The sequence below is a fragment of the Caballeronia sp. PC1 genome (assembly GCF_021353155.1).
Lineage (GTDB): Bacteria > Pseudomonadota > Gammaproteobacteria > Burkholderiales > Burkholderiaceae > Caballeronia > Caballeronia cordobensis.
In genome coordinates, this window is sequence record NZ_JAJUBH010000004.1 from 1 (window position 1) to 20,743 (window position 20,743).

The 20,743-nt window shown below is 58.2% G+C and carries 16 protein-coding genes and 3 pseudogenes; 8 read left to right on the forward strand and 11 right to left on the reverse strand.

Annotated features, from left to right (window positions below):
* The 3 genes and pseudogenes from tnpB to LY284_RS33150 all read left to right on the forward strand — a co-directional run.
* Window positions 1-369: IS66 family insertion sequence element accessory protein TnpB (gene tnpB / locus LY284_RS33140; protein ID WP_014194149.1), on the forward strand; the 369-nt coding region annotated here is incomplete at its 5' end.
* Between the two features lie 65 nt (window positions 370-434).
* Window positions 435-2,008 (forward strand): annotated as a pseudogene (locus LY284_RS33145) (IS66 family transposase).
* A gap of 59 nt (window positions 2,009-2,067) precedes the next feature.
* A complete protein-coding gene (locus tag LY284_RS33150; RefSeq protein ID WP_233391119.1) occupies window positions 2,068-2,889 on the forward strand; it encodes a hypothetical protein in 822 nt (273 codons plus the stop codon).
* 6 nt (window positions 2,890-2,895) lie between these two features.
* Here LY284_RS33150 and LY284_RS33155 read toward each other — a convergent pair whose 3' ends face one another.
* The 4 genes and pseudogenes from LY284_RS33155 to LY284_RS33170 form a co-directional block, all read right to left on the reverse strand.
* Entirely contained in the window at window positions 2,896-3,819 is a 924-nt protein-coding gene (locus LY284_RS33155; RefSeq protein ID WP_233391121.1) for a hypothetical protein, read from the reverse strand.
* Window positions 3,820-4,952: 1,133 nt separating this feature from the next.
* Window positions 4,953-5,312 (reverse strand): hypothetical protein, encoded by a 360-nt coding sequence (locus LY284_RS33160; protein WP_233391124.1) that lies wholly within the window; start codon window positions 5,310-5,312, stop codon window positions 4,953-4,955.
* Between the two features lie 452 nt (window positions 5,313-5,764).
* Window positions 5,765-7,074, reverse strand: a pseudogene (locus tag LY284_RS33165) (IS256 family transposase).
* A 233-nt stretch (window positions 7,075-7,307) separates the two neighbouring features.
* Window positions 7,308-8,885, reverse strand: coding sequence for an AAA family ATPase (locus LY284_RS33170; RefSeq protein ID WP_233391131.1), 1,578 nt, complete (start codon window positions 8,883-8,885; stop codon window positions 7,308-7,310).
* Between the two features lie 1,161 nt (window positions 8,886-10,046).
* Between LY284_RS33170 and LY284_RS33175 the strand changes: the two genes are divergently transcribed.
* From LY284_RS33175 to LY284_RS33185, 3 genes are all read left to right on the forward strand, one after another.
* On the forward strand, window positions 10,047-11,696 hold the full coding sequence (locus LY284_RS33175; RefSeq protein ID WP_233391133.1) for an OmpA family protein: 1,650 nt from the start codon (window positions 10,047-10,049) through the stop codon (window positions 11,694-11,696).
* A gap of 18 nt (window positions 11,697-11,714) precedes the next feature.
* Entirely contained in the window at window positions 11,715-13,196 is a 1,482-nt protein-coding gene (locus tag LY284_RS33180) for a hypothetical protein (RefSeq protein ID WP_233391135.1), read from the forward strand.
* A gap of 71 nt (window positions 13,197-13,267) precedes the next feature.
* Window positions 13,268-14,053, forward strand: coding sequence for a hypothetical protein (locus tag LY284_RS33185; protein ID WP_233391139.1), 786 nt, complete (start codon window positions 13,268-13,270; stop codon window positions 14,051-14,053).
* 57 nt (window positions 14,054-14,110) lie between these two features.
* Here LY284_RS33185 and LY284_RS33190 read toward each other — a convergent pair whose 3' ends face one another.
* The 4 genes from LY284_RS33190 to LY284_RS39345 form a co-directional block, all read right to left on the reverse strand.
* A complete protein-coding gene (locus tag LY284_RS33190; protein WP_309243234.1) occupies window positions 14,111-14,611 on the reverse strand; it encodes an RES domain-containing protein in 501 nt (166 codons plus the stop codon).
* On the reverse strand, window positions 14,608-15,126 hold the full coding sequence (locus LY284_RS33195) for an antitoxin Xre/MbcA/ParS toxin-binding domain-containing protein (RefSeq protein ID WP_233391141.1): 519 nt from the start codon (window positions 15,124-15,126) through the stop codon (window positions 14,608-14,610). Before LY284_RS33195 ends, LY284_RS33190 begins: the two co-directional genes overlap by 4 nt.
* 494 nt (window positions 15,127-15,620) lie before the next feature.
* Window positions 15,621-16,115: a ProQ/FinO family protein gene (locus LY284_RS33200; protein WP_233391143.1), complete on the reverse strand. Its 495-nt coding sequence runs from the start codon at window positions 16,113-16,115 to the stop codon at window positions 15,621-15,623.
* 165 nt (window positions 16,116-16,280) lie between these two features.
* Window positions 16,281-16,337, reverse strand: coding sequence for a hypothetical protein (locus LY284_RS39345; RefSeq protein WP_375294340.1), 57 nt, complete (start codon window positions 16,335-16,337; stop codon window positions 16,281-16,283).
* Between the two features lie 122 nt (window positions 16,338-16,459).
* Here LY284_RS39345 and LY284_RS33210 point away from each other — a divergent pair, with 122 nt between their 5' ends.
* On the forward strand, window positions 16,460-16,930 hold the full coding sequence (locus tag LY284_RS33210) for a helix-turn-helix domain-containing protein (protein WP_233391150.1): 471 nt from the start codon (window positions 16,460-16,462) through the stop codon (window positions 16,928-16,930).
* Window positions 16,931-17,151: 221 nt separating this feature from the next.
* Window positions 17,152-17,880: pseudogene (gene istA / locus LY284_RS33215) on the forward strand (IS21 family transposase); the annotation flags it as partial.
* Between the two features lie 9 nt (window positions 17,881-17,889).
* Here the strand turns inward: istA and LY284_RS33220 are convergent.
* The 3 genes from LY284_RS33220 to LY284_RS33230 are packed head-to-tail and all read right to left on the reverse strand — an operon-like array spanning window position 17,890 to window position 20,703.
* Window positions 17,890-19,971 (reverse strand): recombinase family protein, encoded by a 2,082-nt coding sequence (locus LY284_RS33220; RefSeq protein WP_233391155.1) that lies wholly within the window; start codon window positions 19,969-19,971, stop codon window positions 17,890-17,892.
* Window positions 19,961-20,215, reverse strand: a complete 255-nt coding sequence (locus LY284_RS33225; RefSeq protein WP_233391158.1) for a hypothetical protein — start codon at window positions 20,213-20,215, stop codon at window positions 19,961-19,963. Before LY284_RS33225 ends, LY284_RS33220 begins: the two co-directional genes overlap by 11 nt.
* A gap of 35 nt (window positions 20,216-20,250) precedes the next feature.
* On the reverse strand, window positions 20,251-20,703 hold the full coding sequence (locus LY284_RS33230; RefSeq protein WP_073426921.1) for a helix-turn-helix domain-containing protein: 453 nt from the start codon (window positions 20,701-20,703) through the stop codon (window positions 20,251-20,253).
* Window positions 20,704-20,743: the final 40 nt, after the last annotated feature.

Sequence of the window (20,743 nt, forward strand, 5' to 3'; positions counted from 1 at the left end):
ATGCGCGACGTGGCTGCGCGAGTGGCTGCGGTGATTCGTGTCGACGAGATCTGGCTAGCAGTCGATCCGCTGGACATGCGGGCCGGCTTCGACACGGCGTTGGGGCGCGTGGTGAAGGTGTTCGGCGCCGCGCATCCGCACCACGCCTATCTGTTCACCAACCGCCGCGCCAACCGACTGAAGGTTCTCGTCCACGATGGCATCGGCATCTGGTTGGCAGCGCGCCGGCTGAACGAGGGGCGGTTCGTCTGGCCGCACGCTGGCAGCGAACCCAAGCAGCAGTTGCTCACGCACGAGCAACTGGCGGGCTTGGTGCTCGGGCTGCCGTGGCAGCGCATCGGCCAAGATGGCGTGATACGCATAATCTGACGCGTTAAGGGCGACGTATACAGTTCTGCTTCTCGCGTTTGCGGGGTTCTGGCAGACTGGTCTGCATGAACCCGCCGGCCGACCTCGACGACCTCAATCCAGAGCAGTTGCGCGCCCTCGCAGCGCAACTGCTCGCCGAGGTCCACGCCAAGGATCTGGAGGTAACGGAGAAACGGCGAGAGCTCGGTGAGCTAGAACGGGAGCTGCATTACCGACAAACTCGCATCGACCAACTGACTCACGAGATCTCCGTGCTCAGGCGCCAGCAGTTTGGCCGGCGCAGCGAACAGCTCAACAGCGAGCAAATGAGCCTGCTTGACGAGGCGATTGATGGCGACCTGGCTGCCATTGAGATAGAGCTCGAAGAGCTCGAGCCTTCACGCAAGCGCCAACACGAACCGTCCAAGCGCGCACCCTTGCCGCCGCAGTTGCCGCGTGTCGACATCCGTCACGAACCGGACAACACGGTGTGCCAATGCGGATGCGAACGTGTTCGTATCGGCGAAGACATCAGCGAGAAGTTAGATTACGCGCCGGGCGTGTTCAAGGTGGAGCGACACATTCGCGGTAAATGGGTATGTCGCCACTGTGAGACGCTAATCCAGGCACCCGTGCCCGCGCACGTCATCGACAAGGGCATCCCAACCACCGGACTTCTAGCGTCGGTACTGGTCAACAAATTCGCAGATCACTTGCCGCTGTACCGTCAGGAGCAGATCTTTGCTCGGGCGGGCCTGGCGATACCGAGATCCACGCTGGGAGCGTGGGTGGGCACATGTGGCGCGCAGTTGCAGCCACTGGTCGACGCCCTTCGTCGAGAGATCTTGCAGCAAGGCGTGTTGCACGCCGACGAAACGCCGGTGCAGATGCTCAGCCCCGGCAAGGGAAGACGCATCGGGCTTATCTGTGGGCATATACGTCCACGCAATTCAGTCACCTTCGCGCGGTGGTGTACGACTTCGCGGGCAGCCGAGCTGGAGAGCATGCCCGTACGTTCTTAGACGGCTGGCGTGGCAAGCTGGTGTGTGATGACTACGGCGGTTACAAGGCCTCATTTCTTCAGGGCATCACCGAAATCGGCTGCGCAGCTCACGCGAGGCGCAAATTCTTCGAACTGCACGCCAATCACAGCAGCCAGCTTGCTGAGCAGGCGCTACCGTTCTTCACCGAGCTCTATGACATCGAGCGCGATGCCGCGACCTTGGATGTCGAAGCTCGACGCCAACTTCGTAAAAGCCGAGCCAAGCCCGTGTGCGACGCGCTCTATGAATGGCTTGTCACACAGCGGAAACTCGTTTCTGACGGATCGGCCATTGCGAAGGCTTTGGATTACAGCCTGAAGCGCTGGGAGGCGCTGACGCGCTACCTCGATGACGGGCACGTACCAATCGACAACAATTGGGTCGAAAATCAAATACGCCCATGGGCCATCGGCAGGACCAATTGGTTGTTTGCGGGGTCGCTTCGCGCAGGCCAACGTGGGGCTGTGATCATGAGCCTCATTCGCTCAGCGCAACTGAACGGGCACGAACCCCACGCGTATCTGAAAGACATCCTGACACGCTTGCCGACCCACAAAGCGTGCGATATCGCATCTTTGCTGCCTCATAACTGGCAGCCTCTCACGTCTGTCGCGTAGCCCTTCGCCCGTCAAGACGGGTTCGCTGGCCGCTTACGGACCAACACACAAACGAACAGATGAGCATTCATTCAGCGGGTTGGGCGGCAATCGTCGCAGCCGCAGGCGTCGGAATGCAGTTCTACATCGCTCGCCGCTCGCTCAAACAAGCCGAGAAGATATCTCGCGACACGCTCGACGTGCAGCGCGTCTCCACCGCACGCACTGCATCCACCTTCATCGCTGAAAAGCGCCAAAAATGGATAGACGACCTTCGGGGCGACGTGTCCCGTTACGTGTCGCTGACCTTGGAGATTGCTGAGGGCTGGAAAGCGCTTTTCTCGAAGCTCGGCGAAGAGCACGATAAGCGTTGGGATCAAGATCCTCAAGGAGTGTTCGACTTTTGTGAAACGCAGCGCAAGGATTTCGTCGCGTATAACGCCAAGAGTCTCAGCGAGCAGCATCAGATTCAGGTGCGCATCGTCTTGCGGCTGAATAAGGTCGAAGATGCGCACAAGGGCTTACTGGATGCCATTAACGCTCTGCGTGTGTATTTGCACGACCTTGAGCGTTCTGCAGAAGCGGGTAAATACGATGCCAAGGAAACGTTCGATAGCATGGCGCGATCCATCGACATTGCCACGAACTTAACAAACGTCATTCTGCGGCAGGAGTGGGTTCGATTGAAGCGTGAGGTCGCAGCGCCTGAGCAATTGATCCTGGACATTCTCGACGCCAAAATGCCTGACCACGCAGCCGTTGAAGCGGCGAAAGAAAATCGGGAGCACAGCGTCGCCTCGATCCTGTCCGGCCATGTCTTGTTGCACAAGAGCTTTTCCGTAGATGGGCTGGCCATCGGTGGAAAAGGTGGGCAACCTAACAACAACGACAAAGGTCTCTGAACTCAATCAGTCAGCGTCTAGGTCACTCGATCGGGCAGATATCGGTTCAAAGCCGATGACTTCAATTGGTTGTCGAGCGAGGGTCCTCCTTCCTGACACTGCGACTCGAGCGCTGGAGCTGAAAGCTTCCAGAATGTCGTCATAGAACTCTTCGGAGAACGTGAAGGTAATTTCTGCGCCGTCTTTGGTACCACGCAAGATGAAAGACAGCTTGCCCTTATCCAATTCGTCCACGAAACCTTCGAATCCCACAAGGACTCGCTCTGCCGCCCTTTGCGTCGCAAGAAAGAGTTTCACTCGCTTAGTTGCAGTGCGCTTTAACACAATGGGTTCAATGCTCTGCAGCATTCTTCCCTTCACTTCGACCGATTCTACAACGCCATGCATGGGGGGAACGAGTTTCTCCACTGCTTCGGCCATAACAACGTCTGGGTTTGAATCGGTATCCCCCTTCGCCCATTCAAGAGCGCGCCGGAGTTCATCTCCATCTGCCTCGTAGCCGAAAGCGTCGTCAGAGAGATTGAGATGGCTCTGTGTGGATGACAATCCTTCGTGGAAGGCTATTTCAAAGCTGTTGAAGGCGAACCTTTGTGCGGGTAGATCGTAAAAAGTTCGCCGGGAATTATCCGGTCGGCCCTGCGTCGTTGCATCGCGATTCCGTCGATCGAAACATTTCTTGAGTGCAGCCGGAACTGCATCTGCCGCCCGCTTAATTACACTTGCCGGAACATTCCCTCGACGAATATCAGGCCCAATCATCCTGACGGCCAATAGCGGCATAAGGTGCGGCCAGAGCATGATGTCCCTTTCGGGTTTGAATCCGATTGGGACGGATGCGAGACCATTATCCAAAACATGACATGACAGACTGTCGCCTTGGAACCCCTGGTCCACTACCCACACCCAAGGCTGATCCAGAACTTCCAGCACTGATCTCGTTCCCGACGTCAAATCATCGAGCAAGAGGCTGCTAGTCGGCGCGACCAAAAATCGGACCGTTTTCGACTCCACATCTACGCAGGACTCGTAGACAAGATGCAACTTTCCCTGCACCCTAAGCGTGAAAATCTTTGGGCCGTCGAGTTCATAGAGAACATGCTCGGGTTCAAGGCTTCCAAACCTACTTGGATCCTCTGACGCTCCGTCAAACGTCCATAACATGGCTTGCCCCTATCACGAGAACAGTGATGCACGATCAACGTCTTCGAACGGCCACCATGTCTGATGGTTCGGCAATGTACTGTGCGTGTCGGCGATTTCTCCGTGGTCGGCTCGAAGCGTTGCTCTCGCAACGTATGTCCCGATTGATGGAATCAGTCGCATGGCGTGTTCGCAGTCCGATTTCTTCGGAAAGACGGATAGCCCGAATCGCTTGCACGCGGCATCGCCCCGAGCATTTGGGCGCAATCCCATCTCCTCGTAGGTAGCAAAGTCGCCTGCGTCCGGGACACTGGTCTTGCAGGCGTGGTAAACATCGCCGCCGCATGGCTTCGCGGTTGCGAGTGGACAATCAGCGGGAAGCTTGCTAGGGAAGCTGGACATTTTCTTGTTTTTTCGTTTTTCTGCGCGATTATACCAGTACAGCGATTAGACCCTCGAACTTAGACGCTCCTCGCTGCCTCGGGTTTCCGTCGGAACCTGACCGTGTAAACGTCCGATGAGAATGGCCATGCTCTCGCGGGCACAAATGCGACGGTGTCCACAGAGTACCGGCGACGCACCGCGACCAAAAACGCGGCATCGTCGAGGAGACGCTAACGGAGGGACGTTCAGCGGCAGAAATTGCACCAGTCACGAAGTAAACGCAAGAAGGGAACATATCGGCGGAGGCGGGGCATACGCACTTGTTGCGCGTCATGCACGAGAAGCCCGCGCTCGTCTCTACGAGCGACATGACTTCCAACGTGCGAGACGCGTATCTGAAAATTCTATGACGTCCACCAACACCGCGTGATCGAAAATCCAAGGTCACGACGGTCGTTTCCAATATGCCCCTTGATGCGAAAGCGCGGACGCACATCCTGCCCAAAAATCGGCATGAACATTCACGTCGAATGACTCGATCATTCGCTTACGGCCTCCACCGCGGCATAAGCAAAGCCCTCCTCACAGAACCAGTTGGAATCTGCAAGCGTCGTGTATAGCGCGGCTTGCCAACAATTTTTATGGTGCTTTCCCCAAGAGTCGGCATCCTCGGTCAACAGGAATTTCACCTCGTCCTTGCCTCCGCGCACCCACGCGTTTGTGAGCTTTCCTGCAATACCGGAAAGAATGGTGCCGGCCTGTGATGCGTATAGCTTCGCGAGCTCGAACTTCTCGAAGTGCAGCTTCAGGCGCTTCAAATGCATTTGATCGAAATCGCCCTCTACAGATATTCGGAATCGCACGGAGGGCGGTTGCGAATGCTCCAAATCAGCGACCAACCAAACTCCTGACGGTAAGACGTCGAAGTATGGGTGTATTAGCTGCTCAACATCGCTCTCGGGAAAATGTTGTAATTTAGTGTGATTGCACTCCGAACACGCAGGAACAAGATTAATGGGAGTCACTGCGAAAGCGGGATACTCCGACTTCGGTAGGTAGTGGTCTATGGTTGATACGTCTCTGTGCCCGCACAATGGACAGATTCCATTTTTGGGCGCCAACATGAGTTTGTCGTAGTACGACTTCCGAACAGGCGATGACTTTCTCGCGAAAACTGTATCGTATAAATTCTCCATTTCCTTCGTCGAGATACACGTCCCAACCCCGTCTGTCTTAATTACCTCATGAAAGGCCAGAATATCTGCCTTTTGTCTGTACTGATTTTCCGCGGTCGTGATCTCGGCGATGTCCCGAAGACAGTTGAAGGTTGGGACGGCGGGTGCGGCATAGGTTAGGCAACCTTCCGATCATGGTCAATTGATTTCGAGCGTGACCGTTTCAAGGCCGCAGCGAGAATCCAGAGTTCATTCACGCCGAGGATTTTTCGGAAGTGCTTCTCAGCTTCCAGGAAGCCCGCGGCTGTCCAGCGCAACGCCATGTCGGCGTCGCGATAGCGCTTCACGCGCCCCGCGACACGGCGCACCGCGCCGTTGGGATTCTCGATGATGTTGGTCGTCGACAGCCCGCGCATGAGCGCCGGCGTCAGGCCCAGCTTGTTCACCGTGAAAGTTTCCTCCAGCCCCTCGAGCAGTGCGGCCGAGGCGTCCGGATAGTCGGCCTTGAGCCACGCCGCGTGCGTCTTGAGCTTGGCGATGCCATCGTCGGTCGACAACTTGTAGGCGGCCTTCATGATCGCGGCGGTTTGCGAAACGCTCTCCTTGGGCAGGCGCTCGAGGACGTTGCGCTGCTTGTGCACACGGCAGCGCTGCACGTGGGCGCGTTCGCCGAAGAACTCCTCGATGGCCGAGCGCAGCGCTTTGGAACCATCGATCACGAACAGGTATTCGCGATCCGCAGGCACGCCGCGCTCGATCAGTCCGCGCAACAGATCCTGACGACCTGGGCGTTCTCACTCGACCCGCTCGCGAGACCCAGGAGGTGTTTCTCGCCGGGGCTGTCCACGCCGATAGCGGCGATGATGTGACGTGAGTCGACGATGATGCCGTCAAGGTAGATCGCCAGAAAGTCCTTGTCATCGAAGCGCCGCCCCATCAGCTCGGTGAGCGCCGTCTGGCTGGCCTTGATGAACTCGCGCGAGACGCTGCTCTTGGAGATGCCAACGGTGCCGGCCATCTCGGGCAGGACCTTGGCATATTTGCGCGTCGACACGCCCGTGACCATGATCTCGTGCACGCGCTCGGCGAGCCGCGGATTCTCGTTCAATTGCTCGTAGGCGGGGACCGGCACTTCGCCGCCGCCACGACGCCGAAGGCGCGGCCGCTTCACGTTCAACTTGCGTTCGTCCATCACAATCTGGCCTTGCTGCGAGCCGTGCCAGCGGATCTCGCCGCCTCTGCGGCCCGGATGCTTCTCGCCGGCGACTTCCGTCGCCGAGATCACCAGCAGTTGCTCGACAAGGCTACGGCCGGCTTCGTGCATCAACTCGTCGATGCTCGCGCGGGTGTTCTGAATCAGATCGAGCATGGGCAACAGGAGCTGACTGTTCTCGGCAAAACAGGCACGCAGTCCTTCCGGGTCCTGCTTGGGCACCACGTGCAACGGCGCGCTGGCGCTTTGGGGCTTCTTCTTGGTACGCTTCATTTGGCGGTTCTCCTTGGTTCCCTGTCCGGGAAGTTGGTCGTCGAAACCCGATTCTCTCGGATTTCCAACGGGGAACCGCCGCCTTCAACCTTCAACTACGCCCGGGACATTGCCGTGATCTCGGACGCAACGCATTGAAGGCGAGCTTTAAGGTTCTTGTCCCTCTTGACTTTGAGGCAATCTGCAAAGACTTGGGCCACGGCGTATTTTGGTCGCTCTATTACTCTCATTTCTTATCCGTGCTTCTCTGCGGCAATCAATCCCCGTACGATGGCTCTAGCTTCCGAGCCCAATTCGCCCGAGAAATGGTCGAGTATGTCCTCATATTTTTTGCTCGCCCTAACAGCTTTTTCGAGCAGGCTGTGAAAACCAGAACGAGTCACATCCAAGCCGAACACCTCACTCGTCAAAATTCCAACGTTCTCCCCAAACGTCTCGATTGTCGGTCGCTCTGCCACCGATACGGCACCCGAACGGCGCAATTTCCAGGCGCATAACATGGGTACTTCTTGCAGAACCACGGGAGAATGTGTTGCGACCAAGGCGACCCCGTTGCGCTTGCCAAGCAGATCGGCGATCGCACGAACAAAAGCAGCCAGGAGAGGCGGGTGGAGATGACCTTCGGGTTCGTCCAAGATAACGAGAGTGCGCTCATCGACTAGTTCGACCAGCCTAGTCATCGTCAATAAGACTATCGCATGGCCAGAACTCAGCTTCCTAAACAGCTTTCTAGCAGCGGCCTTCCAAGCTTCATCCTCCAGATAAAGCAGATGTCGGACGTTAGCTTCTTTAAACAGCGAATCGGTTTCGAGCGTGTCCAGAGCTTGCACCCACCGTCTCGCCCTCGGCCCGCTTCGGCATAATTCGAGACTGTCGACAAAATCATCGGCCAACATAACCGGTGTTTTTATGTGTGAGCCCCCTTCGACATCTTCCTGAGCCTTGGCTCGCAAACCAATTTGTGAAGCTCGTATGCCGGAATCACCAACAGAAGGTGGATGGAAGTCGTCAAACGCGCTAAATGATACAGATACTACACCAGCGAATGTCCACTTCTCCGCATTGTCTCCGAGCCGCTCCAGTCGCCCATACTTCGGCTCTACACTATCGCCTCTTAGAACGGACGTTATTAGATTCTGAATGCAACGAGTCTTTCCAACACCATTTCTCCCGATCAACACATGAACGTTTGTGGGCGGTTCGCTGTGCGGTCGAACCTTGAAAGTGAGAGTCGGCGGACTATCTTCCGCTGTGCTACCGGGGAGCGTATAGCTGAATTGAAACCTCGTGAGGATCGCGTCGCCGTTCGCGAGGCGATGGTAGCGATATCTTACATTGCGTTCCTGAACGTCTCTAAGAAGAGACTCGGACATTACGTCCTCGTTCAGGTTTAGGTCAAGGGTAGTGAGATCGTAAGCGCAGTCGCGAAGACCTTCAAGAACGCGAGTTCTGAAGAGTTCGTCATCAATTTCATTCAAAGTCTCGTAGTAATTTTCACTTTGCCCAACGGAAAAGTGCTTCGGCCCGAGCGTTGCAAACTCAGACTCGAGGGTAGGTGCGCGGAAGCCGGGTGCCAACACTTCGCGTTTACTTTTCGGACGAAGACCGACCTCACCGATCTTCGCAGAACCAAGAAAATGGTCTACATTTTTCGCATCAATGACGTGTACCGAGAATTGCGTACGGTACTTATCCCAGTCGTCCCAGTTGTCCGTTACCAAATACACGTGGCTTGTCTTCCTCAACGACTCTCGTGGCAGACTGGCTACAACGGAGAACAGCGGTGATTCATCCGGCATCATATTCGCCATGCTTCCTATCTCGTTGAACATCTGGTGTCGGCGCCATTTTACTGGATGAACTACAAGCACTGTGAGATCGAGGGGCAGTCGCGGCTTGAACTACTCAACAGGTAGGCGAACACTCACTGGCGCGTTGCGAGTGCTGTAAAGCTCATTGAGAGGCGGCGAGCGCTGCACAATTCGCCCCGCAAGCCTGCCGTCGGGAGAAACCGATGTAAGCGGACGACCATAGGTCACGATTTGCTGCGATCCACGCTCAGCACAGATGCTTTTTCGACCGGCTAAGCCACACGTGAGTTGGGCAGCCCCACCGACGCAGTGGACGCAACGGAGCCGCAAGTCCATGTTTGATGGCACTGCTTCTTGGTGAATTGGGGGTCGCTTAATGGTCGGGCGTTCTCATTGGCCGACTATGAATTTCGGGGAGGCTGAACATCCAACGTCGGGAAAGCGATCTGCAGCAGCCGAGTGAAGGGCGGTGCCTGTACGTCTGCAAAGGCCGAGCCGCGTTCGTCGTCGGGAAAGGTCTCGTTCAGCCATTGCACCTGTCCTTTTGAGCAAGTTCACTAGGCGGAAGTATCAATCGATGACCGCGAGAAGCTTCTCTTCCTTCGCTTGTCTCTCTCAAAAAAAACACGCGGCCGAGGATCGCTTCGTCACTTCTTCCAACGCGGTGAGCACGACCGTGATCTGCTTCGGCTCAAGGCCCGTTGCCACGTGCTTGGTGCGCGATGACTCAGCAAACTGATCGCTTGATTGCGCTGGCAATGGCTGCAGCCTTCGTCGTCGGATCTGTTTTCGGGGCGGCGGCCTGCTTGGGTGCAGTGATCACCTTCGAGACAGAAGTTGCGGATGCGGGTAAGCAAAGTCATGCGCATGTGCGCGGCGCGAGGCACGGACACTATGTTGAATGGCTCGCCGGTCTGCACACAATGGAGCCCGGTCCTACCGCCTTGACGGTTCGAAGGGGTCGACGCGCTCAGGCTCGTAACTCAATCCATCATTCGCGCTCTCAAATTTTGATCGATTTGCCTCATAGCGCCAAGAGAGCACTAAAGTTAATTAAGAGCTTGCCGTAAACCACTCCAGGTGGGCCTGTCATGCCGCATCGACGGGGAACGAAAAGCAGCGGCCGAACGGACGCGATAAAAACCAAGAACTGAGGGGCGAATGTCAATCGCATTTGGCAGGGCAAGGCCATTATGGCTTGCCACGATCACTATTTTTGCCGTGACGGGGTGCGCCAACACTGGCGGCCTTCAAAGCAACAACAGAGAGGGCGCTTCTGGACAAAGCGACCTCAATATCTTCGAAAGCACATTCGCCAATCCCGATCCCTGTGCGAACAGCAGCCGGAACACCGGTATTGCAGTGGGCGTTGGCCTTGGCGCGATTCTCGGCGCAGTCATTGCGCCCAAGAATAAAGTGGCGGCAGCGGCCATCGCGGCGACGGCGGGCGGTATCGCCGGCGGACTGGTCGGCCATGCTGTCGACAGCCGGCGCTGTGCGCTTTCTAAGATTGCAGCTAAGCACGATCTCATCTATACGGCCGCTCCGCTCGAAGTCCGGGCGGCAGACACGGGCAAGACTGAACAGATCGGAAGCTCGTTCACGATCGTTGATACGACGCGCCACACGCAGTTCGAGACTGGTTCCGCGGAGCTGACACCCGACGCGAAAGTCTACTTCGCCGAAATCGCAGAGCAATACCGGACATCGACCCGTGTAGCAGAGGCCTCGGGCGATGGCGACAAGGCTGCCGCAGCCAATGCGAAGATTCTGTTGATCGGCCACACGGACGACACGGGCAACTCGGAACTGAACGCCGCTCTATCGGAGCGCCGCGCGCGCACGGTGGCCAAATTGTTCGCGGAACACGGCGTGGCAGCGGGGAACGTTTTTTATCAAGGCGCGGGCGAGACCTTGCCGATCGCGGATAACCGGACCGAGGAAGGACGCGCGCAGAATCGTCGCGTCGAGATCGTGGATCTGGCTGGCGCGAGAACCGACATCCTGCAAAGCTACGCGAGCAGCCGCGTTCCGAAGTATCAGTATTATCGGCCGTTGTCGTCGCAACAAGACGATGCCCGCGTGCAAGCGGCGAGCGTGAAACCCGGCCAGACGCAGACGGCGGTCGCACAGAGGCCCGCACGTCCGAAGAAGGCGCAGACGAGCACGACCCGGATCGCCGCAGCGCCGTCGGGTTCGACTTCGAAGCCCATCGAAGCTGTCTCGACGGTGACAACTGATAGCATCGACTTCGGCTGGCGCGAAACGATGCCCGCAGCAATCGGCCTTCGTTTCGCCGCCACGCCCGTCTCGCCTTCTTTCTCCTTGATGTCCAAGGCAGTCGCCGACGAAGCGCCGGTCACGAAGAGTTGCATGAACGATCGCCCGCGCGTTTCGCACGCGATGAAGTCAGTTGCGGACGATCAGGCCGTGCCTGTGAGGGACCACGTGCAGAACTTGTACGGCAGCAGCTGGGGCGCAACGCTGAACGGACAGTATCTCGCGCTGAAGGACGTGTCCGTCCTCCGCAACGGCTCGACGGCTGGCACGAAGCCGACGTTGCTGGTCTGGAAGGACTATCAGCAGAGCGGCGGTTTGGCAGGCCCCGCACAGGTGCGCCTGTCTCCAGAAGTCAATGCCTACGCTGTGGATGGCGGCGTACTGTATCGAGTGTTCGTCAATAACGCGGGCGTATTCGATTGCGCCGACATCATCTTCGCGAACGGCAAGGCGACTGCAGGCGAACTCGTGCGCCATAAGAGCAGCCAGTATTTCACTGTCGAATACGTGCCAGTCATCGCACGCACATAAGAATAGGAACAAACGATCATGATGGACCTCATACAGGCCAATCTCAGCACCGTTATTTGGTGCGTCGTGGCCGCCGTCGTTGCGGTCGGCGCGTTCGCATACCGTTCGACGCTTGAGTTCTGGCTGAACCACTGGAAATACACGTTTCCCGTGCTAGGCAAGACTGCACGCCTCGCGCGCCATGGGATTCACGGACAGGGCGGGTGGACCGACTCGGAACGCACGCTCTGTGGCGACTACAACAAGTTCATCTCGTATCTGTCAAAGGAAGAATTCAACAAGCGCAACGCATATCTCTCCAAGGCCGATGACAGTGGTCGCTCCCCGACGCCGGTGTGGCTTCTCGCGCTCCTGACCGTGCTGGTCATCGCCGAAGGCCTTGGGTTTTCATATCTGCTCGGAAGCTGGATGGCTCGCGACGGCAGTGCAAATACGCACACACTGCTGATGGTGGCGATCGTACTCGTGCTCTGCGTGATCATGGTGTTCCTGACGCACGTGGCCGGGCATCAGTTATACCGCTCGAATCTTGTCGTCCGTAGCCGCAAGCAGTGGAAGCAAGACAAGACCCAGGAGCGCTTCTCAAGCCGCAAGGTCAAGCTCGACGATGACCAGTCGCTCGACGACGGCGAACCGGACTATACACAGGTCGTGAATCGCATCGGCACCAACCACAGCTACTTCATGGTGGGCGTGACGATTGCAGTGATTGTGATCATCGCTGTGACGTCGACTTGGATGCGCTGGAGCAATCTCAACGCCGAGCAGACGCGTGAAGCAATGGGCATGAGCCAAAGCGCCGATGCCGGCAATCCGTTCGCCACGGCCAATGCAGTCCCTGCGGAACTCATGTCTAGCCAGAAGGCTGCCGATGACCGGGCGCGCGCGGAAGAGTCGTCGTCGACGCGCAGCGAAGGCGCCGCCGCGTTCATCACGCTCGCAGTGATTTTTGTGGTGACGCAGATCGTCGGGATCTTCGGCGGCTTCGCTTGGGGATTCGGCGGTCGCGAGAGCCGCGCCGCGTGGAAGACGACGAAGGGCTTCACCACGTTTGAGGACTACAACAACTACTTCGCACCGCTGCGCGCGATCACGCAGTCACAACTGGAAAATCTGCAGAAGCGGATGGCCGAGAACGCCGACATTTCGGGAAAGACGTTCACGAAGACCTTCCGCGACTACGCGATAGAGTTGCGCGCGCAGTCCGATCTCGATGCTGCTCCGGTTCGCGCGCCTGCCAACACGCGAGCAGATGAACGTGAAGCCGCTCGGCCCGTGACGCCGTCTCCCGTTGCCAATGTCGCGGCCAGCGCCACGATCGATGAACTCGTGTCGGAAATCGAGGGGACAGCCGATCTCGCGCGCAAGAAGGAGCTGATCTATCGCCTCAATGAACCAGTGCGGACACAGGTCATCGCCGAGATCAAGTTGCGAAAGGAGCGCGCGGAGCAGGCCAAAACTGCGCTCGAATCGCAGCTCGACGATTTGTTCAAGGTTTGACTGCGGCCATGAAGCGAATTGTCAAAAGCTCATTTGCCGCGGCCGCAATGACCCTGTCCGCAAGTACCGCGATGGCAGGCATTAGTAACGACATTCCAAGCTGTTACGCGGCCAATCACATCAAGCCGCCTGCGAGTCGAGTCGACCGTGAACTGTTCATGGCGATCGATCAGACCACCGTCTTCGATGAGAAGCTACAAGCGCAGATCGCCGCGACCGCGGCTACCGCCGTCAAGCCGGGGAGCGCCTACACGCTGATCGACTTCTCGGCATTCTCGCAAGGGCACTACACGGAAGTGGTGACACGCGGAATCATCGAAGCGCCAATATCGGCGAAGCTGCGCGACGACGTGAGCGAACGCGCGCTACGCACGTTCGACGCGTGCATGATAGGCCAGTCCGCGTTCGCCAAGAAGTCATTGCTGGCGGCGGTCGTGCAGATCCAGTCGACGGCGACCAATGATCTTGCGAGGTCGGACATCCTCGCCGCGCTGAAGGACATCGGCGACAAAGTGCGCGCCTCTCCGGCCGCCGACCGCATGCTCTTCCTAGCATCGGACATGCTCGAAAATAGTTCGGTCGCGAGCTTCTACGCTCACAACACCGTCCGGCGCGTCGATCCTGCGGTGGAGCTGAAGAAGGCGAACGTGGCGGGTCTGATCGCCGATTTCGGCGGAGCGCGTGTCTATGTGATCGGCGCTGGGCTGCTCTCCGGCGATGCGAAAGCGCGCAGCGCATATCGCGATCCGCAGACGATGACGGCGCTCAGGCAGTTCTGGACGCTGTATTTTCAGCAATCCAATGCGAAGGTGCAGGAGTTCGGCGCTCCTGCTCTTCTCAGCCCGATTTCGTACTGAACGGGCAACAGGACGCTTACCTGGGCGATTGCGCAATATCGAAACTCAATCCCCGGGCTAGCGGATCATCGTTAGCCGAGGATCGAGCGCAAAGCGTTCGTGGTTTCTCAAGGCGATTTGGTCTGATGCTGAAGCAACGTTGATCAGCAAGTTCCAAGAATGTTTGCTGACGGTACTCGGGACTAAGGCGAGCGGGCTTGCAGCCAACAGCGCGTCGCCGAATTTCTGTTGATTTGGACTGACGGCACCCGGGTTCAACCAGTGCGGATTTGGAACCTCGGAAGGGAGGAGGATTTTGACAGCCGTGGTTCCGAGTTCAATCTCTAGTAGTCGATGGGGCACGCTATCCAACACGTCAAAGCCCTTGTGCACAGCAACTTCCAATATCGTAGTAGCAGGGTCCAGTGAGGCATAGATCACTCGTTGTCCGGGCGACGACCACCGTCCTCCAACGAGAAAAGCGCCTTCGGCCGTGCTCCAGGTAGGGAAGTGCTTCTCTCGTTCGAGGCGCCAAACGGTAAGCGCGCTCGTCCCAAGCCCCGCCGGCAAAGGCGTCAAGAGTACACCCCGTAATCCATGCGGGTGAGCAGTGTCTTAACTAGTTCGGCACCCTCGGAGCTTTGCAGCAGTTCGACTGGCCGACGCTGATCGAGCCCGATCGCGGGCTGCGATAGCCATCGCTCTGCGGCTTCTTTCGATCCGAGGACATCAATCGCCTGTTCGGTAATGGAAGCAAGCCTGAGTAGCCGATCCGTGGCATTGCTGTCGAGCAGGCGGCTTTCGTCTTTGCCGCGCTGCAGGGTTCGCTCACTCACGCCGATTGCGAGCAGTAACGCTTCACGCGTGACGACACCATACTCATCGATCATTTCGCGCGCGAGGGCCACCGGTAGCCCCCTCGTTACGACGTCGTGAGCCTGTAACGGGGTCATATCAGCAACTCTTGCCATGTCCCCGAACTGGGACGTCCCGTTGCTTACATATGATCCGAAAGAAGAAATGCGGGTTTGAATCGCAAGGACGAGGCTCCGAAACGGCTTTCCGGTTTCGCTGTCGCGGACTGTCAGCTTCATTTCGATCTCCATTCTGCCACGTGTCGTTACATTTTACGCCACGTGGCCGCATTTTCACAGTTTTCCATCGCCGCTATTACGGGTGGGCGCTTCCGTCGAAAATTTCAATGGTCTGGGTAGGCGGCGATGCTCCGTGCGACCGTCAGGTGCAGATTACGTTTCTGCGGGAATCCAATGACCAAGGTCTCACGGCGGCGTCGTCGCGGCGCTTGTGGAGCGCTTCATCGGCTTGCGTCTGTTGACCGTAGGATGCTGTGGCCATGCGACCGCAGCCCGCGATTGGGTCCGATTGTGTGCTAATGGCCGGCGATTGAGCGTGATGACGTGACATATCTGAATTAATCTAGCCCGTTGTAATTAGACGAAACCTTCGGCCTGCCGATGTCGGAGGGTCAGTTTTCCGCGCTGACGAACGTCGATATTAAGTATCCCACGAAAAGTTGATAGAAACAATTATGTTAAATTGATCGTGCAATTGACGCGGGTTTTGCCGGTCAGCGCGGTTGACCGGGGCGATCCTTTGCAATCTGCTCCCGCCTACGCGCGAGCCGGATCTTCTCTTGACCTGCGCCATACTCCGCTTCGACAGCCGTGACAACGCCGGCGATTGCGCCGGTGAGATCCACGCGGACATCGCCTTCGACGAGACAGGTCCAATATCGTTGGCCACGACACCAGAGCTTCAGGCCGTTACGAGCGTCTCGTTCGCTGAGGCCAAGCGACGCCGCTCTCGCAAGCACGTCCTTGAGAATGCCGACCTTGAGCGGGACCTTTGGTGCCGGACTGCGCGGAAACGCCCGCGGGAAAAGTCGCTGCAACGTATTGATCGCGCGCGCGGCCGCGTCGGCAGACGTGTGTCGAGGCTTCGGTGGCTGCTTGATATCCCGTGTGGCGTCCACTGGCGATGACGTCGAGCGTGAAGCAACCGTTTTGCTGGTCGCGCCATGGTTCAGCTGCGCTTTGAGCGCAGTGAGCTGTTCGAATCCCATCGTGCGTACCTTAAATCAGACTCCTGATTTTACCAGTCACCTTCAAAGATCGCCGCCGTCAGTCCGCGTCCTCGCTGTCGTCGCTCCGGCAACCATGGTGGAGACTGCTTGCTCAAATTGTTCTCACTCACCGCGGAGACGCCGGCTCGAAAACGTGGCAAGTTCTTATGGACGCTCGTCGCAATGACGATGATGTCGCTCAGCAAACCCATCGCGCTGCATGCCCGGTACCCAGATCTGTACGAGCGCGGCCCGTCCGGCGCAAAAGCGGCAGATATTGCACCTGTTGCACTTATTGCATTTATCGGGTACTCTGGTTTAGAAAACTAAACGAGGGGTGTCCCATGACAACGACGAATCGAATTCGCGAGGTATCTCCACCTCCGATGAGTCAGCATGATCTCGAAATGGCGCGGGTTGCACAGCGTTGCATTATGGAAGCGCTCGATCACTCGCGTGCGGCCGCGATTACATTGACGACCGACACGGGCGAGCATCCGTCTATCGACGTGCCTCCAGCGGCGCTCAAGCTAATTGGTCAGCTTCTGGGCGCAATGAGCGAAGGGCGTGCGATCTCGGTCGTGCCAAGCCAGAAAGAGTTCACGACCGTCGAAGCAGCCCACTTCCTCAACGTTTCACGGCCTTTCGTGATCAAGGAAATCGAAGCGGGAAGACTCCCGCATCGGATGGTCGGGACGCATCGGCGAGTTGCTTTCGGAGATCTGATGGCCTACGCCAATCGAATGCGCGAGCGGCAAGAATCTGCATTGGACCGTATGGCAGACAACGCACGTGATCTCGGCCTGGATTACTGATGGCGGGGAATGCGCGCTACACAGCCATACTTTGCGTATTTCGGACGAAGGTGACCGGCCGTTTCGGGATCGTGACCGGTGATTTCGGCAACGTGACCGGCCGTTTCGGGAACGTGACCGAACGAACCGGACGGCAGGACTGGCGTTGCGCATGACATCAACCACGCGAGCTATGCTCGCCGGCTTTTGCCGGAGAGAGCATGCCCGCGCACCGGATGAACATGCGCATGATCAAGGATGTTTTACGACTTAAGTTCGACGGCGGTTTCTCGCATGATCGAATCGCCGCGTCGCTGGGAATTTCCAAGGGCGTGGTCACGAAGTACGTCGGACTGGCGGGTGCCGCCGGGCTGGATTGGGCGATCGCCCGTGATATGGACGAAGGCGAGCTCGAGCGACGGCTTCTTGGCAAGCCCACCGGACCCGCAGCCTATGCACAGCCCGACTACGGTCGCATTCATCAAGAGCTGCGCCGCAAGGGCGTGACGCTGACGTTGTTGTGGGAGGAATATCAGGCGGAGTTCGCGAATCGGAAGACCTACCGTTACACGCAGTTCTGCGAGCACTATAAGGCGTTCGCGAAACGGCTGAAGCGCTCCATGCGGCAGATCCACCGTGCTGGCGAGAAGCTATTCGTCGACTTCGCCGGTCCCACTTTGCCGTTGACCACAGGGCGCCGCGCGCACATCTTCGTGGCCGCCATGGGCGCATCGAGCTATACGTTCGCATGCGCCACGCCGGCCGAGACGATGGAGGACTGGCTGAGTGGTATCACCCGCGCGCTGACCTTCTACGGCGGCGTTCCACAACTGATCGTGCCGGACAACCCGCGCGCGATGATCGCCGACCCCGACCGTTACGAGCCGCGCGCGGGCGACACCGTGCTGGACTTCGCGCGTCACTACGGCACCTCATTTCTGCCTGCACGCGTTTATCGCCCGCAGGATAAGGAGTAGGTTTCACATTGCACCTTGTTCGGTAGTTGGAGCGGCGATGAAGGTTGGTTGTGTAGCTTTGCGTCCACCCGTGCCTCTTACGAACAGGACATTCCCTGGAGGTTCGTATAGGCAGCGGTGATCATGCCCGTACACGTGCCGCCGTAGAAGCCCTTGCCGTCCCCATTGGTGGATCGTAGTTTGGCTAACTTCGAGTTGCGTGGCGAGTTCGGCGCCGGTGAGCAGGCCCCGCGCGCGTAGTCGCTCATATCGACTCGGCAGCCCATAGGTGGTCCGTACCAGAGCCACCTTCCGCGCGGTGAATGTCTGGTGCTGCCAGTTTGTATATCCGAGCTCGTTAAGTTGTGTGGCGACCTGCTGATCGGTGCACGTTTCCAGGAGCCCATCAATGACGGTGACGACCGCCGGTTGTGTCTTGCGTACAAGTGCCATCGACCTGGGTTTGTCGACTGCGAGTGAGATCGTGCGGCCGCCGCGGAAGCGCACATGGATCGAGACCTTCTCCGACTTCACCAGGGTGACGTCTTCGATGAGCAGCCTTAGCATACGCTTGCGCTCGACGGATTCGATACGTCTGTCGTTCCACACGACGGCGAAGTCATCCGCGAGAGCCCGAATGCGCGCACGAGCCTCGTCGCCAAGCAGATCCTGATCCGATCGGCGCTGGCGTTCGTGTTCCTGCTGTAGCACGTCCAGTCGACGAAGGCGATCATTCCAGTCAGCCTCAAGCGTGTCGGCAACCATCCGGTTTGCTGAGTCAACGTTCATGTAACGACGGCGCGCGAGCTCAGCTTCGTAACGCGCGCGTTCCAGTTGCTTCAGGCGCATGGAGTTGGCCTGCTCAATACGTTCGGCGATCTCGTCCTCGACCGCTAACGCCACTTCGATGGCTGCCGGCCCAACCGTCTGAAGCAGTAATGCGCTGATGGCATCATCAATTGCGCGTCCACGTACCGACTGGCAAGGCTTGCCAGCGTCATGGGCAGCGACGTCATGACATACGTAGTAAGGCTCAAGCCTGCCGCTTACCTTCTGGTAGCGCACGCGCATTCGATTTCCGCACAGCCCGCAGATGACTCGCCCTTGTAGTAGTCCATCGCCTTCGCGAGGGACAGTACCTCGTGCGAGCGAACCAAATCCGTTTGCGCTTTGCCTGAGCGTAACCTGATTGCGCTCGAATTCGTCCCAGTCGATATAGCCGACGTGAGCGCTGCGGATGAGCACCTGCCAGTCGGATTGTGCAACCTTAAACTGCGTGCTCGTCAGGTCAGCCTTGCGTCCAATACGTGTCCGCCCATACACAAAGGCCCCAGCGTATCGGGGGTTGTGCAGAATCTGCAGGACACGCGATGTGTTTAGCCCGCCCCATTGCACTTCGCCTTTGCCGATGCCGCGGCGGATGCGCCGCGGGAAGACCCAGCCTTCGCGACGGAACCGGCGCACAACCATGCTTGCCGAGTGCGTTTGCCGGTAAGTATCGAACAACAGTCGCAGGCTCGCGTGGATTTGCTGATCAGGGTCAAGTACAACCGATCCATTTGGATGGTAGACCAGTCCGATGGGCAGCGGGAGTTCGAGCTCGCCACGTCGCGCCTTGTTGCGCATCCCACCCTGCAACCGCGCGTTCAGAACGTGCAATTCGGCCTCGCTCATGGTTCCCTTCAGACCGAGCAGCAGGCGGTCGTTGAAGTAAGCCGGATCATAGACGCCGTCTTCGTCAAGGATCAGAGTGTGGGTCAATGCGGCAAGTTCGATGAGCCGATGCCAGTCTGCGTTGTTGCGCGCGAGACGTGACACCTCCAGTCCGAGTACTATGCCGGCGTGACCGATGGCGACCTCCGAGACCAGTTGCTGGAAACCGTCCCGGTCTTCTGCGCTCGCGCCGGACAGACCCAGGTCGCTGTCGATGACGTGCACGCGTTCGATGGGCCAGCCCAGCGATACGGCACGCTCGCGTAATGCGTACTGGCGCTTGGTACTCTCGGTGTTCTCGAATACCTGTCGCAGCGAAGATTGCCGCACGTATAGAAAGGCGTCGCGGCGCAAGTGGTCGGCCGTGACTTTCTGGTACGGGTCAGTAGACATGGGCGAGCTCCGAATGGGTGCGCAGAACGAGATTGGCCAACAGACGTACCAATTCGTCGCTGGATGGGAGTGCGCCCATGCGTTCCTCTTTGCGAGATTCAGGAGCGTCGCTGGTCGCAGGGGCCGTCATCGCAAGCATGGAAAGTCCATGCAGCATGCCGTGGTAACGAATCGCCGCCATACCCTCTGGGCAAGGGGCGCCTTCTATCACCGCGTCGCGTAGCGCCTCGTAGGCAGCAGTCAAGGTTTGCGCGAGGGGATGGGTGGCGACAGATGGTTCTACGGTTTTTTTTTGCGTGCGATCGCGCGTTCGATGCTGCGGGGGTGGACCGAGATGCCAAGCTCGGATTCCAGTTGCTCGGCTAGTGCGCGGGCGTGAATGGAGCCGTCTCCTTCGAGATGTCGTTCGACGAAGGCCATCGCTTCGAGATTGAGCTTGTGTGCGCCCTTGGGCCCACGCGGTTTCGGCATGAGTCCGGCCAGGCCGTCGCGCGCGAATGCTGCCTCGGCCTGATAGAAGGTCGGGCGGGACACGCCGAACAGCTCTGCAGCGTCGGCCTTCGAGGCGCCGTCGACGCTGACGTGGCGCAGCATCTCGTACTTGACCTGGATCAGATCGCGGGCGTCGAAGAAATCGTTCGATTGAAACCAGGGAGCCCGCACCCGCTCGGGATGAGGGTTCAGCACGCCGAGGCGCCTGAGGCGGTCCTGCTTCGAATCGAGCTTGGTCAAGGTCACTGTGCCGGCTAAAGCTATGTAATTTAAAATATGC